Genomic DNA, 14,511 nt, shown 5'->3' on the forward strand with positions numbered 1-14,511 from the left:
GCTCCTGGGGCATGGGGACAGCCCGATTGTAGCGCTTCGGACAAGGTTGGCCGAGCAAAATTGATGCCTGGAAATCCATGCTGCGACGCAATATTTATTGGAAGAACCTAGTTGAAATAATACTTCTCAAGCCATGCATTCATCGATAAACTAGCGACGATATTGCAGCGCATCATAAACGACCGATAAGGAACCACCCGATGACCAATCTTCCTGAACAGTTTTCCGAAGCACGCAAGTTGCAGCTCGAAGCGCAATTCAAGTTTTTCCAGACATTTACCGGCAAGGCGTTTGAAAGCGTCGAGAAGCTCGTCGCGCTCAATATCGACGCCTCGCGCCAATCGCTGGAACAGTCTTCCGCGCTGATGCGCCAGGTGATGTCGGCCAAGGATCCGCGCGACCTGTTCGCCGTCACCAAGCAGACCCAGTCCCAGTTCGACAGCGCGCTCGCTTACAGCCGCCAGTTGCTCGGCATCGTCGCTGCCGCGCCGGCCGAAACACCGGCTGAAGCGCCGGCCGCCGCCGCGCCGCAAGCGCCAAGCGCGCGATTGGAAGCCTTCCCCGCGCTGGCGCCTGAATTCGCCGCCAGCGTGCCGCCCGCAGCGCCGATCGCCGAACCGACTCCGATCGCTAAGGCCGCCGGCGCTACGGAGCTGCCGAAGCCGGCCGCCGCATCGTTCCCGGTCACGTCGTCGGACAAGCCGATCGAGGTCACCCAGGTCAAGCCGGTCGACGCCGAGCCGGCGCCGGCGCCCGTGTCGGGCACCCCGGCAATCGCCGCCAAGCAGGCCGCCGCTGCCGCCGCCAAGGCGCCGCGCAAGAAGTGACGACGACGGCGTGCTATGCGCCGCTCTGTCAAAGGTAGTAAATTAGCGGGCTTCGGCCCGCTAATTGTGTGTGGGCCGGTTTGGCTTAACTGGCTTGAAGCGGCAAGGACATCATGAGTTTATCAGGGCTGATCGGCGGCTTCGTGCGCCGTCATTGGCGAGCGTACGCGTCGTCGGGGCTGATGCTGGCGGGCGTGGCCCTGTGCACCGTCTGGGTGCCGCGCAAGATCGGCGCAATGATCGACCGCCTGGCGGCGCATCGGCTGGGCGAACGCGAATTGCTGATCGAACTGGCGCAGCTGCTCGCGCTCGGCGCGGCCATCTACCTGCTGCGGGTCGGCTGGCGCCTGCGCCTGTTCGCCGCGGCGTATCAGCTTGGCGTCGAACTGCGCACGCGCTTCTATGCGCGCCTGTCGGCGCAGGGACCGGCGTTTTATCAGAAGCAGCGAACCGGCGACCTGATGGCGCTGGCGACCAACGACATCGACGCCATCGAGATGGCGGCCGGCGAAGCGATGCTGGCCGGCTTCGACGGCAGCCTGACCTTGCTGATGGTGTTGGCGATCATGATGCTCGGCGTCGACTGGCGCCTGGCCACCATCGCGCTGGTGCCGTTCCCGCTGATGGCTCTGGCGTTCTGGCGCATCTCCAGCCAGATCCATACCGCCTCCACCGATTCGCTCAAGCGCTTCGCTGCACTGAACGATCACGTGCAGGAGTCCTTGTCCGGCGTGCGTACCTTGCGCGCGCTCGGCCTGGAGGAGCGCAGCGCGAAGCAGTTCGGCATCCTCGCCGCGCACGCCGCGGAAGCGAGCCTCACCGCGCAGCAATGGGAAGCGGCGTACGAGCCGGCGGTCGGCCTGACGCTGACGGCGGCCGGCGTCTTCACGCTCGGCCTGGGCGGCTACCTGGTGTGGCACAACGAGCTGACTATCGGCGAGCTGACCAGCTTCACCATGTACCTCGGACAGCTGATCTGGCCGATGTTCGCCGCCGGCTGGGTGCTGTCGCTGATCGAGCGCGGACGCGCGGCGTGGACGCGCCTGCAGCCGCTGCTCGACGAGCCGCTGTCGGTGGACGACCACGGCACCATCGCTTCTGTCGTGCCGGGCACGCTGGTGCTGGCCGACGTCAGCTTCAGCTACGCCGGCCAGGATACGCCGGCGCTGGCCGGAGTGTCGCTGGCGCTGCCGGCCGGCCAGACGCTCGGCCTGGTGGGGCCTACCGGCGCCGGCAAATCGACCTTGCTGCGGTTGTTGCTGCGCCAGGCCACGCCGCAGCACGGCCAGGTGACATGGGGCGGCCCTGCGCTGGGCGACTACACGCTGTCGGCGCTGCGCTCGGCGATGAGCTGGGTGCCGCAGGAATCGTTCCTGTTTTCGGCCACGATTGCCGACAACATAGCGCTCGGCCGCCCCGGCGCCAGCCGCGCCGAAGTCGAATACGCCGCCCACATGGCGGCGATCCACGAAGACATCCTGCGCTTCCCGCAAGGTTACGAGACGCACGTCGGCGAAAAAGGCATCACCCTGTCGGGCGGCCAGCGCCAGCGCGTGGCGATAGCCCGCTCGCTGCTGGCGCGCAGCTCGCTGCTGCTGCTCGACGACGCGCTGTCGGCGGTCGATACCGGAACTGAGACGCGCATCCTCGAACACCTGGAAGAACTGCGGCGCGAGCAGCCGGGCCGCAGCGCCATCATTGCCAGCCATCGGCTGTCCGCGGTGGCCGGCGCGGACCTGATCGTGGTGCTGCGCGAAGGCTGCGTCACCGAGTCGGGCAGCCACGACGCGCTGCTCGCCGCCGGCGGCTGGTACGCCAGCCAGTGGCGCTACCAACAACTGGAGGCCAGCCTCGATGCGCTCTGATTCCGACCCGAAGACCATGCGCGCCCAGGCCGCCCGCGCCACCGGCCTGCTGCGCCGCGCCGCCTGGCCGGAGCGCCGCCATCTCGGCTGGGCGGTACTGTGGCTGGCACTGGCCGCCCTGCTCGAAGTGCTCGGCCCGATCCTCGGCAAGGCGCTGATCGACGACCACCTGCTGCCGCGCCACCTCGACTGGCCGCGTATCGCCGCGCTGCTCGGCGGGATGCTGGTCACCGGCTGGATCGCCTCGTGGCTGCGCTACCTGCAGCTGGTGCGCCTGTCCGGCCTGGCGATGCGCTCGGTGCAGCGCCTGCGCGAATGGGTGTACGGCCACGTGCTGCGCCTGCCGATGGCGTTCTTCGACCAGGCCATCACCGGCCAGCTGGTCAGCGGCGTCACCAACGACACCGAAGCGGTCAAGACGCTGTACATCCAGGTGCTGTTCGTGATCCTCGACAGCACCATCGTCCTGGTCGGCACACTGGCGGCGATGGCCCTCCTCGACTGGCGCCTGATGCTGATCGTGCTGGCCCTGGTGCCGGCGGTGGTGCTGATCGTGTGGCTGTACCAGCGCATGTCGGCGCCGGCGGTGACGCGGGCGCGCGCACTGCGCAGCGACATCAACGGCCAGATGGCCGAATCGATCGGCGGCATGAGCGTGCTGCAGGCGAACAACGCACAGGCGCGCTTTGCCCAGCGCTTCGCCGTCACCAACCAGGCGCACTACACCGCGCGCCTGGCCGAACTGCGCGCCAACGCGTTGCTGCTGCGTCCCGCGCTCGACCTGCTCAACGTGATCCTGCTGGCGGTGGTCATCTTCAGCTTTGGCCAGCGCGAAATGAGCGCGGTGGAAGTAGGCGTGCTGTATGCGTTCATCAGCTACATCGCGCGCGTGGTCGAGCCGCTGATCCAGATCACCATGCAATTTAGCGGCCTGCAGCAGGCCGTGGTGGCAACCGCCCGCGTGGCCGCCCTGCTCGACGAGCCGGGCGCGCCGGAGCACGCCGCCGGCAAGGCGCCGGCCGTGGCGCGGAGCGTGGCCGACGGCGTGCCGGCAATCCGCGTGCGCGACCTGTCGTTTGAGTACGTGCCGGGACAGACGGTGCTGCATCACCTCAACCTCGACATCGCGCAGGGCGATTTTGTCGGCATCGTCGGCCATACCGGCAGCGGCAAGTCGACCTTGCTGTCGCTGCTGCTGCGCTACTACAGCACACAGCAAGGCAGCATCGAGATCTGCGGCGAGCCGCTGGCCGGCATCGACAACGAGCGCTTCCGCGCCGAGGTCGGGCTGGTGCCGCAGGATCCGTTCCTGCTGGCGGCGTCGGCGTTCGAGAATATCGACATGGGGCGCGGCCTGTCGCAACAGCAGGTCGAGGCGGCGGCGCGCGCGGCCCATGCGCACGAGTTCATCGCAGCGCTCGAGCAGGGCTACGCCACCTCGCTCGGCGAGAGCGGGTCGCGGCTATCGACCGGGCAAAAGCAGCTGATCGCGATCGCCCGCGCGCTGGCCGGCCAGCCGCGCATTTTGCTGCTCGATGAAGCGACGTCGAACATCGACAGCCAGACCGAGCAGATCGTGCAGGTGGCGCTGGACGAGCTGCGTGGCCGGGTGACGATCGTCGCGATCGCGCACCGGCTGTCGACGATCCGCGACGCTGACCGCATCATCGTGCTCAATCACGGCCGCATCGAGGAAGCCGGCACGCACGAGGCGCTGATGCAGGTCGAGGGCGGCTTGTACCAGCGCTTGTACCTGCTGCAGCAGCTGGCGGTGTAAGCCACCACAGTTCGCACCACCTTTAAGCAGAGACGGCCTAAGCGCGAAACCGGTTCCACGCGTGACCGCCCGCAAGCGCAGCGATGCCGATCGCAACGTAAGCGAGTACCGACTGCACGGTGGCGGCGCCGTTGAACCCGACGGCGTCGAGCATCGGCACCGTCACCGCCTGCGAGGCCACGTACAAACCAAACAAGAACAGCGCAAGGAAGGTGCGCGGAGTGCGGCTGCAGCGACCGAGCAGGCTGGCCAGCGCAGCGAGGGCGAAGATTCCCGCCGCGACCGCAGCGGCCCGCAGCGGCGCGTGCACGGCGAAGCGCAGCGCAACCACGCCCGTGAACATCCACCCCAGCACGGCCGCCGCGCCGAACTGGCGCAGGTAGCGGCGCCGGTCGCCGCCGGCTACCGCGCCGGTCATGTCTTCGACGCCGGCCTGGAAGTCGCGCGTGCTGATGTCGCCGACCAGGATGCCCCATCCCGCCACGCAGGCCAATAGCACCGGCCCAAGCAGGCGGACGTCGACCAGCGCCGCGGTGAGCGCCGCCGCCAGCAGCGCGACAATCGCCGAAGGCGACGCAGCCAGTGTCAGCGCCACGTCGGCCAGCACCTGGCCGCACCAGCGCGGCAGCCGGGCCGAAAGCGCGAACAACGGCTGCACCAGCAGCGCCAAGGGGCGCAGCCAGCCGTCCAGCAGCGCCAGCGGCGAGCGGCGCTGGCGAGAGCTGGAGAGCTTCACCTTGTCGGGTGAAAAGCGGTGAAATACCAGCACCGCCGCCAGCAGCGGCAACGGCGCCAGGAGCGCCGAGGCGAAGCGCATCGCCAGCCCGTTTGCCGTCCACGGCAGCGCCGGCAGCGTCAGCGGGGCAAGCGCCGGATCGAACGTGGCGCCGCCGCCGAGCGAGGTATGGCGGATGTCGAAATGGCCGGCCAGCGTGGACATCGTGGTCGCCAGACCGGTGAAGTCGCCCACCGTCCACAGCGAATCGAGCGAGCCGGAGGTCTCGATGAACGCCATCACCGACAGCTGCGCGATCCATATAAAAAAGAACAGCAGGTCGCCGCCCTTGCCCATCAGCGGCGCCCAGCTGTCGAACAGGATGGCGCAGCTGGCGGCGAACATAATCGCCGGCAGCAGGATCAGGCAGTAGGTCGACAGGTACAGCAGCGGCTGGATCGGGCCGTCGCCGCGCAGGGCATGGCACGCCATCATGGTGGCCATCACCGCCAGCACAAGCAGGCCGAGGTAGGAGACGGCGCCGAGCCAGCGGCCGGCCAGGAACAGCGCGCTCGGCACCGGGGTGGCGCCGATCACGCTGCCGGCGCCGGTGCGGATGTCTTCGGCGATGCGTCCGCGCACGAGGAAGAACCCGCCCAGCGAGAACAGCATCGACGCCATCGCGGCGCTGCCCAGCGCCAGCGCCGAGCTGGTATAGAGCACCCGTGCACCGTTAATGACTATCAGCGCGTGGCCGCCGGCCGGATCCTCCAGGATGGCCCAGCTGATGACGATCACCGCCAGCAGCGCGACGACGGTGGACAGGCGACGCATGCGCAGGCGCATTTCGTTCAGCGCCAGCGTCTTGAGCAGATAGCCGGTCATGCCGCCTCCCGCACCGCGTAGCGCTGCGCCGTCAGCGCTTCCTCCAGCGACGGTTCGGCCAGCAAGGCGCCGGCGCACGGCGAGCCGGCGTGGGCGATGCGCACGGCCATCGTCTCGCCCAGGCGCTGCGCATGCAGCACGTGGACACTGGCGCGCAAGGCGTCGTAATCGGCCGCGCCGACGCTGGCCGACCAGACCTGGCCGCGCGCCTTGGCGAGGATGGCGGCGGGTGTCTCGAACGCCACCAGCTTCCCGGAGCGCATGATCGCCAGCTGGCCGGCGATACTTTCGACATCGGAGACGATATGGGTCGACATGATCACCAGCTTGTCGAATCCGAGTTCGGACAGCAGGTTGCGAAAGCGCAGGCGCTCCTCGGGGTCGAGGCCGGCGGTCGGCTCGTCGACGATCAGGATGTCGGGATCGGCCAGCAGCGCCTGGGCGATGCCAAGCCGGCGCCGCATGCCGCCGGAGAAGGCGGAGGCGGGCCGCTTGGCGTGTTCGTGCAGGTTGACCAGTTCAAGCAGGTGGCGAATCCGGGCCGGGTCGCGCACGCCCTTGAGCGCGGCGAAGTACTGCATGAATTCGAGCGCCGTCAGGTTCGGGTAGACGCCGAAGTCCTGCGGCAGGTAGCCAAGCCGGCGCCGGATCGCATCGGGGCGGGCGACGATGTCGGCGCCCTGGAAGACGATTTCGCCGCTGGTCGGACGCGTCAGCGTGGCGATCATCTGCATCAGCGTGGTCTTGCCGGCGCCATTGTGGCCGATCAGCCCGACCACGCCGGCACGCAGGCTCAGCGAAACGCCGTCGACTGCGGTGACGTCCTTGCCAAACGTTTTTACGACGTTGCGAATCTCGAGCATGGGGTGTTCCTGGCTTGTTGTTATGCCGGAGTGTAGGCCTTGCCTTGCGCCGGTTTGTCGCCTTTGCGACAGGAGGTCAAATCGGCAGCACAGGATGCCGGCGATTGCCCTTGCATGTGGCTGGCGCGTCGGTAGTTCGTAGTTTTTTAAACAATCCCGCCTAAAATTTGGTTTTTCCCATCTGCAACAAGAATATAATTACTTTAGCGTCCAAAAAAGAATAGGACCGTCGAAAATGGCATTCAATAAGGGGGACGATGTTGGCTGACTTGATCCGGAAAAGGCACCGCTGCGGCAAGGCCGCGCTGCTGCTGTCGCTATCGTTGGCCGCTGGCCTGGCGCCGGCCCAGTCACAGGCGGACCTCGACCAGCGATTTGCCGCCATCCGCGAAGTGAACCGCTACGTGCCGCACGAAGCGCTGCGGATGCTGATCAAGCTCGAACCGCAAGGGCGCGCCGCCGTCCCCGCCACCAAAGCCGAATTCCTCAACCAGCTTAGCCAGGCCACGCTCAGCGTCGGCGGCAAGGCGCCCGCGCTGGCGCTGGCCGAGGAGCTCATCGCCCTGGGCAAACAGCACAAGGACAACGCCATCCTGGCCAAGGGCATGCTGGCGCGCGCCTACGTGCTGATCGCGATGAACGAACTGCGCGCGTCGCACCTGGCCGCGTGGGAAGCCGAAAAGCTGGCCAACACCACCGGCGACATGGTGCTGCGGATCACCGCCACCATCACCTCCGGCCACTCGCATGAAGAGGAAGGCAATTTCCCCGAGGCGCTGATCAAGCTGCAGTGGGCCGCCGCCCTGGCGCGCCAGTACGCGCACCCGATCGAAACGGTGATGGCACTGAACGCGCTGGCGGTGCTGTACACGTCGATGAAAGAATACGAGAAGGGCTTCGAAGCGCTCGACGAAGCGCTGCCAGTGGCGGCGCAGACTAACTCGCCGGGCCGCATCGCGACGCTGAAGAAGACCGAATCGGCGCTGGCGATCGAGACGAACCAGCCCAAGCGCGCGCTGGCCGCGCTGCTGGCCGGCCTCGAACTGGAACGCAAGATCGGCGCCAACAAGATGATCGCGATCTCGCTGGTGAACCTGGCCGACAGCTACCTGAAGGAGCACGACTGGGCGCGCACGATCAGCTATTCGAACCAGGCGATCGAGGCGGCGCGCCCGCTCAACGAGGAGTCGATCGAGGCGACCGCGCGCGTCAATCTCGGCCAGGCCTACCTGGGCATGAACCGGCTGGCCGACGGCAAGCGCAGCTTCGAGGCCGGGCTGGCGGTGTTTGAAAAATCGGGCAATAAGCCGAGGCTGCAGATCGTGATGATGGAATATGGCGAGGCGCTGGAGCGCGCCGGCGACATGGCCGGCGCCGTAAAAGCCTACCATCGCGAGCGCACCATCTCCGACGAACTGTTCGAAGTGCGGCGCCAGAAGGCCGTGCTGGAACTGCAGGGCAAATACGAAGCGGACAAGAAGGAACGCCAGATCGACCTGCTGCGGCGCGAGAACGAAATGAAGTCGGTGGAGATCGACAACCGCCGTTTGCAGCAGCGCGTATGGTGGCTGCTGGCGGTGGTGTTCGCGCTGGCGTCGGCGATTGTCGGCATCCTGTACCGCAAGGTGCGGCAGGCGAATGCGCGGCTGAAGGTGAAGAACCACGAGCTCAAGCAGCAAAGCTCGCGCGACCCGCTGACGTCGCTGTACAACCGGCGCCACTTCCACGAATTCATGCGCACCAACGCGCCGGTCGAAAAGCGCGGCGCGGCGCCGGCCGAGGAGATCGTCGGCGCGCTGTTCCTGCTCGACGTCGACCACTTCAAGCACGTCAACGACACGTATGGGCATGCGGGCGGCGACGCGGTGCTGACGATGATCTCGGAGAACCTGCGCTTGATCCTGCGCGAGACCGACATGATCGTGCGCTGGGGTGGCGAAGAGTTCCTCGCCTTCCTGCCGGCGATACCGCGCAACGGCGTCGACAAGATCGCGCGGCGCCTGCTGGCCGGCATATCGGCGCAGACGATCGAGTACCACGGCCACCGGATTTCGGTCAACGTATCGATCGGCTTCGCGCCGTTTCCGCTGTCGCCGGGCGAGCAGCCGCTGCCGTGGGAACGCGCGGTCAACCTGGTCGACATGGCGCTGTACATGGCCAAGGGCCACGGCCGCAATCGCGCCTACGGCGTGCGCGGCTTCGACAAGTTCGGCGAGACGTCGATGGAGCAGATCGAGCAGGACCTCGAGCGCGCCTGGCGCGAAGGCTTCGTCGACATGTCGGTAGTGCTGGGCGAATGGCCGCAGGCGGTGGCGGCGCCGGCCGCAGCGGCCAACGCCTGAGCCGCACTGCTCAAATTGCTGGGGTCAGGTCTGACATCCGGACAAAACGCTGGGGTCAGGTCTGACATCCGGCGCTAATTATTTCTTGGCCGCTTCCTGGATCTTTTCGCCGGCGCGCTCGACTTTCTTGCCCACTTCTTCGGTCGCCTTGTCGAGGCCCTTGCTGGCGTCGGCCGCGGCGTCGGCAGTTGCGTCGGCGATCTTGTCCTTGGTCTGGCTGGCCGAATCGGCGACTTGCCTGGCGGCCGCATTAGCGCGGTCGAGCTTGTCCTGGATGTCGCGCGCGACCTTGTCGCCGGCATTGTCGACCGCCTGGCCAGCCTTCTGCGCTGGCCCCATCGCCTCGTCGCGCTTGCCGCAACCGGCAACACCGGCAACCAGCAATACCGACAATACCGTACTGACTATTGAACTTGCTCGCATGATATTTCCTGTGTGGGTTTTGTTGCTTATAAGCATAACAGCAGCGATCAGATAGCGGTTGACAGTTGTGGTGCTAATCCCGAGAATGGCACGACCGTTCTATTTTCCGAAAGCGATGCCATGACCGAACAAGCCACGACCGCGTACCGAATCTGCCCCTTCTGCGAGGCCTGTTGCGGGCTCGAAGTCGATGTCGAACAACGGCGCGTGGTGCGCATCCGCGGCGACGCGCGCGATGTCTTCTCAAACGGCTTCCTGTGCCCGAAGGCGATCGGCCTGAAAGACCTGCACGACGATCCGGACCGCTTGCGCACGCCGCTGATCAAGCGCGACGGCCGCTTCGTCGAAGCCAGCTGGGACGAGGCGTACGCCGAGATCGAGCGGCGCCTGCCGCCCATTATCGCCGCCGGCGGCGCCAACGCGGTCGCCACCGTGCTGGGCAACCCGACCTCGCACAAAATGAGCCTGATGCTGTACTTCCCGCGCCTGGCCCGCGCGCTCGGCACGCGCAACATGTTCTCCGCTTCCAGCGTGGACCAGGTGCCGAAGATGCTGTCGGTCGGGCTGATGTTCGGCAGCTGGCTGTCGGTGCCGGTGCCCGATATCGAGCGCAGCGACTTTTTGCTCATCATCGGCGCGAACCCGATGGTGTCGAACGGCAGCCTGTGGACGGTGCCTGACTTTCGCGGCAAGGCCAAGGCGCTGCGCGGGCGCGGCGGCAAGATCGTCGTGATCGACCCGCGCCGCACCGAGACCGCCGACGTCGCCGACGCCCACCACTTCATCCGGCCAGGTTCAGACGTATTCTTCCTGCTCGGGATCGCCCACGCGCTGTTCGACGAGCAGCTGGTGCGCCTCGGCCGCCTGGCCGACCACGTGGTCGGCTTCGAGCAGCTGGAGCCGGCATTCGCGCCCTACTCGCCCGAACGCGTGGCCGAACGCTGCGCCATCCCCGCCACGGTAATTCGCGCGCTCGCCCGCACGCTCGCCACCACCCCGCGCGCCGCCGTCTATGGCCGCATCGGCACCTGCACCCAGCAGTTCGGCACGCTCACCTCTTGGCTGATCGATGTCGTCAACGTCCTTACCGGCCACCTCGACGAGGAAGGCGGCGCGATGTTCCCTAAGGCGGCGGCATTCGCAGCCAACACCCGCGGCAAACCGGGCGCCGGCCGCGGCGTGGTCACCGGCCGCTTCGCGTCGCGCGTGTCGGGCGCGCCGGAAGTGGCCGGCGAACTGCCGATCACCTGCCTGGCCGAGGAAATCGATACGCCAGGCCCTGGCCAAATCCGCGCGCTGATCAGCATCGCCGGCAATCCGGTGCTATCGAGCCCGAACGGCCCGCGCCTGGCGGCCGCGCTCGACCAGCTCGACTTCATGGTCAGCCTCGACATCTACCTCAACGAAACATCGCGCCACGCCGACGTCATCCTGCCCAGCCCCTCGCCGCTGGAGGATTCGCACTACGACGTCAGCTTTACCCAGTTCTCGCACCGCAATCACGCGCGCTACAGCGCGCCGGTTCTGCCGCGCGCCGACGGCCAGCCCGACGAGTGGGAGAGCTTGCTGCGCATCGCCGCCATCGCCAAGGGCCTGGGCGAGCGCGCCGACATCGACGCCATCGAGGACGCGGCGCTGGAAGAGGACCTGCAGCGCTCCGCCGGCGATAGCGCCGCGCAGATCATGGCGGCGCTTGCGCCTTTGCGCGGCGCCGAACGGATGCTGGATCTGGCGCTGCGCACCGGCCCGTACGGCGACCAGTTCGGCCGCAACCCGGGCGGCTTGACGCTGGCGGCGATTCAGGCCGCGCCTTCGGGCATCGACCTGGGGCCGATGACGGCGCGCGTGCCCGAAGTGCTGCGCACGCCGTCCGGAAAAATCGAACTGGCGCCGCAGGCGCTGCTGGGCGACCTCGCGCGCGTTAGCGCCGACCTGGCCGCGCCGGCGCCCGACATGGTCATCATCGGCCGCCGCCAGCTGCGCTCGAACAACAGCTGGATGCACAACCTGCCGGTGCTGGCCAAGGGCGCCTTCCGCTGCACCGCGCTGGTTCATCCGGTCGATGCCCTCAGGCTCGGTCTCACCGATGGCGGCATGGCGGCGATCAGCAACGGCACGCGCCGCATCGAAGCGCAGGTCGAAGTCAGCGCCGAGATGATGCCGGGCGTGGTCAGCCTGCCGCACGGCTGGGGCCACAGCCTGCCGGGCGTGCGCCTGAACGTCGCCGCCGAGCGCCCCGGCGCAAACCTGAACGCACTGCTCGACGAGAAGCTGCGCGATCCGCTGTCCGGCAACGCGGTGCTGTCGGGCGTGCCGGTGCAGCTCTCGCCGCTTTAAAACGCGCAGCATTGAGCGCGCGCATCACCGCGCGTTCAACCATCTTGCCATGCGTATCAATGCAGCGATACAGTGAGTCACATGCAATTCGAAATCACCCCCGCCGCCCCGACCCCGATCTATCGTCAGATCGTCGAACAGGTCCATCGCATGGTCGCCAGCGCGCAGCTGCGGCCCGGCGACTACCTGCCGTCGGTACGCGCCGAGGCCCTGCATCACGCGATCAACCCGATGACGGTCAGTAAAGCCTACAGCCTGCTCGAAACCGAAGGCCTGGTAGTGCGCGTGCGCGGCCTGGGCATGGTCATCGCCGAGCGCGGCAAGTCCGGCAAATCCGAAAAAAGCGCCATGCTGCGGCCAGCGCTCGACGCCGCCGCCAGCATGGCGCGCCAGCTAGGCATGTCGAATGACGACGCCCTCGCGCTGTTCCAATCCTGTCTCAACCAGTCGTCCCCCAACGACGACAATGAAATCGACTGACGCGGCCGTCGCCACCACCAGGCTCAATCTGGTGCGCGGCGACGCCTCCATCCTCAAAAGCATCACCCTCGACATCCCGGCCGGCGCGGTCGTCGGCCTGGTCGGACGCAACGGCGCCGGCAAGTCGTCGCTGCTGCGCTGCCTCGCGGGGGTGACCGAACTGTCCAGCGGGACCGCTTCACTGCTCGGCTGCCGATCGTCCGGCCTGACCGACGCCGTGCGCGAACGCCTCGGCTTCGTCGCGCAGACGCCGGACCTGTTCGGCTGGATGCAGGCCGACGAGATGGTCGCATCGGTCGGACGCGCCTATCCGCGCTGGAGCCACGAGCGCGCCGAGTCGCCGGCCCGCCGGCTCGACCTGCGCCTGGCCCGCAAGGTCGGCGAACTGGCGGGCAGCGACCAGCAGAAGCTGGCCGTCGTCCTCGCCCTTGCGCACGACCCCGACCTGCTGCTGCTCGACGAGCCGGTGGCCAGCCTCGATTCCGCTGAGCGGCCGCGAATTCATGCGCGCGCTGTTCGGCGCCGAAGGCGACGCGGCGGAGCGCGAACGCACCATCGTCATGTCCAGCCACATCCTCACCGACCTCGAACGCGTGGTCTCGCATGTCGCTTTTATGCGCGACGGCGCGATCCAGCTGTTCGAGGCCTGGGACACGCTGCTCGAATAGTTCCGGCTGCAGCCTTCCGATGCGCGCGGCATCCCGCAGGAGGCCGTCGTCCGCACCAGCAGCCGCAGCGGCGACCGCGTGGTCGACATGCGCGCGGCGCGCCCGGCGCCGACGCCGGCCGCGCGCTGACGCTCGACGAACTGTTCGTGGAGCTGAACGCATGAAACGCTTGGTGCTGGTGGACGTTCTGTGGACGCGCTTGGTACTGGGTACGGACCTGACGGCCGTGATCGATACGGCTGTGAACCATATGTTGCTGCCGGCCGAAGTGGCCTTCGCGGTAAGCGTGGCACTTGCGCTGCGCGCCGTGCCGCGCCGCGCCGTGGTGGAATTCATTGTCGGCTTCGCTTTGCTCGGCGTGTGGATCTACACCCGGACAGTCGGCTACCAGACCTTGTGGAAAGCGCTTCCCGCCGGCGCGACATATGCGATCGTGCTGTGGTCGCAACCTATGCGGTGCTGCGCGTCGCCGACCGCCTGCGGACCAAGGAAAAGCTGCTGGCCTGCGCCCGCGGCGCGGCCTGACGGCAATGCTACTGGCAGCGGTCGGCGATCCATTCGCCGCCGTCCGCCAGGCAGCGCTGCAATTCTCCCTGCAGGCGATCGGCCCTCGCCTTCAGCGCGCTGCATTCGCGATTGCCGGCATCGACCATCGCCGCGCACACTTCCATCTTGTCGGATGCAGCCTTGTAATCGCCACGCGCCAGCGCCTGGCGCGCGTCCGTGATCAGGTTGCGCACCGACTGCACCTGGTCGCGGGCGAGCGGGCGCGCCGGCCTCGGCGCCGGACGCGCGCGCTTGCGCGCGCAGGCGGCGTCCCCCTCGTTGAGCGCTGACTGCAGCCGCTGCAGCTGCGCCGGCGTCGCGGTGCTGTCTTTCAGTGCGATCAGCTCAGCCTGCGCTTCGCCGGCCTTGCACGCGGTCGCCAGCGCGATCGCGCCGTCGATGCGCGCATCGATCTTTTGCGGCGTCGGCCGCTGGGTGATCCAGATCAGCCAGAGCACACCGAGCGCGAGCAGCCAGTAGCGCAGCCGGACCGGTGCGCGCTGCGGCGGACGGGCCGGCTGCGCCAGGCGCGGCGCCGCCGCCGGCTGGAGTGGCGGCGGCGGCGGCGCCGCCGGCGCAGCTGCCGGCGCTGGCGGCATGGTCCACGGCTTGGCGATCGACACCGTCGCGGCGGGCGTAACGGCAGCAGCGGCGGCAGCGGCCGGCCGCGCCAGGCCGGTGTTCTGGCTGGTGCCGCAATACGGACAATAGTTTACCCTGCGCGGCAACGGCCGCACACAAGCACCACTCACACAGCGGTAGATCACTTCATCTTGCACGTCT

12 protein-coding genes are annotated in these 14,511 nt (G+C 67.6%); 8 read left to right on the forward strand and 4 right to left on the reverse strand.

All coding sequences use genetic code 11. From position 1 onward, the window contains the following. Positions 1-200 precede the first annotated feature (200 nt). The 3 genes from ACP7DD_RS06455 to ACP7DD_RS06465 all read left to right on the forward strand — a co-directional run bounded on the left by ACP7DD_RS06455 (position 201) and on the right by ACP7DD_RS06465 (position 4,469). Complete coding sequence (locus ACP7DD_RS06455; RefSeq protein ID WP_426173884.1) at positions 201-827, forward strand: phasin family protein; 627 nt, start codon at positions 201-203, stop codon at positions 825-827. 113 nt (positions 828-940) lie between these two features. Further along, entirely contained in the window at positions 941-2,692 is a 1,752-nt protein-coding gene (locus tag ACP7DD_RS06460; protein WP_426173885.1) for an ABC transporter ATP-binding protein, read from the forward strand. Next, a complete protein-coding gene (locus ACP7DD_RS06465) occupies positions 2,682-4,469 on the forward strand; it encodes an ABC transporter ATP-binding protein (protein WP_426173887.1) in 1,788 nt (595 codons plus the stop codon). Before ACP7DD_RS06460 ends, ACP7DD_RS06465 begins: the two co-directional genes overlap by 11 nt. A gap of 37 nt (positions 4,470-4,506) precedes the next feature. On the opposite strand, the gene ACP7DD_RS06470 is transcribed toward ACP7DD_RS06465, so the two are convergent. Both ACP7DD_RS06470 and ACP7DD_RS06475 read right to left on the reverse strand, forming a co-directional pair. Further along, positions 4,507-6,069 carry a hypothetical protein gene (locus ACP7DD_RS06470; protein ID WP_426173888.1) on the reverse strand — a complete coding sequence of 521 codons (1,563 nt, stop codon included), beginning with the start codon at positions 6,067-6,069 and terminating at the stop codon, positions 4,507-4,509. Then, positions 6,066-6,932, reverse strand: coding sequence for an ABC transporter ATP-binding protein (locus tag ACP7DD_RS06475; RefSeq protein WP_426173889.1), 867 nt, complete (start codon positions 6,930-6,932; stop codon positions 6,066-6,068). The genes ACP7DD_RS06470 and ACP7DD_RS06475 overlap by 4 nt, the downstream gene beginning before the upstream one ends. Before the next feature lie 257 nt (positions 6,933-7,189). On the opposite strand from ACP7DD_RS06475, the gene ACP7DD_RS06480 reads away from it, so the two are divergent. Then, entirely contained in the window at positions 7,190-9,274 is a 2,085-nt protein-coding gene (locus tag ACP7DD_RS06480) for a tetratricopeptide repeat-containing diguanylate cyclase (protein WP_426173890.1), read from the forward strand. A 78-nt stretch (positions 9,275-9,352) separates the two neighbouring features. Here the strand turns inward: ACP7DD_RS06480 and ACP7DD_RS06485 are convergent, their stop codons facing one another. Further along, positions 9,353-9,697: a hypothetical protein gene (locus ACP7DD_RS06485; RefSeq protein ID WP_426173891.1), complete on the reverse strand. Its 345-nt coding sequence runs from the start codon at positions 9,695-9,697 to the stop codon at positions 9,353-9,355. Between the two features lie 120 nt (positions 9,698-9,817). Here ACP7DD_RS06485 and ACP7DD_RS06490 point away from each other — a divergent pair, with 120 nt between their 5' ends. From ACP7DD_RS06490 to ACP7DD_RS06505, 4 genes are all read left to right on the forward strand, one after another. Further along, positions 9,818-12,034, forward strand: a complete 2,217-nt coding sequence (locus ACP7DD_RS06490) for a molybdopterin-dependent oxidoreductase (RefSeq protein ID WP_426173892.1) — start codon at positions 9,818-9,820, stop codon at positions 12,032-12,034. 81 nt (positions 12,035-12,115) lie between these two features. Continuing rightward, complete coding sequence (locus tag ACP7DD_RS06495) at positions 12,116-12,514, forward strand: GntR family transcriptional regulator (protein WP_426173893.1); 399 nt, start codon at positions 12,116-12,118, stop codon at positions 12,512-12,514. After that, positions 12,501-13,346, forward strand: coding sequence for an ATP-binding cassette domain-containing protein (locus tag ACP7DD_RS06500; RefSeq protein WP_426173894.1), 846 nt, complete (start codon positions 12,501-12,503; stop codon positions 13,344-13,346). Before ACP7DD_RS06495 ends, ACP7DD_RS06500 begins: the two co-directional genes overlap by 14 nt. A gap of 232 nt (positions 13,347-13,578) precedes the next feature. Further along, positions 13,579-13,707, forward strand: coding sequence for a hypothetical protein (locus ACP7DD_RS06505; protein WP_426173895.1), 129 nt, complete (start codon positions 13,579-13,581; stop codon positions 13,705-13,707). Positions 13,708-13,715: 8 nt separating this feature from the next. Here ACP7DD_RS06505 and ACP7DD_RS06510 read toward each other — a convergent pair whose 3' ends face one another. After that, on the reverse strand, positions 13,716-14,456 hold the full coding sequence (locus ACP7DD_RS06510; RefSeq protein ID WP_426173896.1) for a hypothetical protein: 741 nt from the start codon (positions 14,454-14,456) through the stop codon (positions 13,716-13,718). Between the last annotated feature and the right edge of the window lie 55 nt (positions 14,457-14,511).

The sequence above is a fragment of the Massilia sp. TWR1-2-2 genome (genome assembly GCF_049897565.1).
GTDB lineage: Bacteria > Pseudomonadota > Gammaproteobacteria > Burkholderiales > Burkholderiaceae_D > JAFCUW01.

Coding starts and splice junctions, on each gene's coding strand:
- ACP7DD_RS06455 (WP_426173884.1), top strand. CDS start 201: ATGACCAATCTTCCTGAACAGTTTTCCGAAGCACGCAAGTTGCAGCTC.
- ACP7DD_RS06460 (WP_426173885.1), top strand. CDS start 941: ATGAGTTTATCAGGGCTGATCGGCGGCTTCGTGCGCCGTCATTGGCGA.
- ACP7DD_RS06465 (WP_426173887.1), top strand. CDS start 2,682: ATGCGCTCTGATTCCGACCCGAAGACCATGCGCGCCCAGGCCGCCCGC.
- ACP7DD_RS06470 (WP_426173888.1), bottom strand. CDS start 6,069: ATGACCGGCTATCTGCTCAAGACGCTGGCGCTGAACGAAATGCGCCTG.
- ACP7DD_RS06475 (WP_426173889.1), bottom strand. CDS start 6,932: ATGCTCGAGATTCGCAACGTCGTAAAAACGTTTGGCAAGGACGTCACC.
- ACP7DD_RS06480 (WP_426173890.1), top strand. CDS start 7,190: ATGTTGGCTGACTTGATCCGGAAAAGGCACCGCTGCGGCAAGGCCGCG.
- ACP7DD_RS06485 (WP_426173891.1), bottom strand. CDS start 9,697: ATGCGAGCAAGTTCAATAGTCAGTACGGTATTGTCGGTATTGCTGGTT.
- ACP7DD_RS06490 (WP_426173892.1), top strand. CDS start 9,818: ATGACCGAACAAGCCACGACCGCGTACCGAATCTGCCCCTTCTGCGAG.
- ACP7DD_RS06495 (WP_426173893.1), top strand. CDS start 12,116: ATGCAATTCGAAATCACCCCCGCCGCCCCGACCCCGATCTATCGTCAG.
- ACP7DD_RS06500 (WP_426173894.1), top strand. CDS start 12,501: ATGAAATCGACTGACGCGGCCGTCGCCACCACCAGGCTCAATCTGGTG.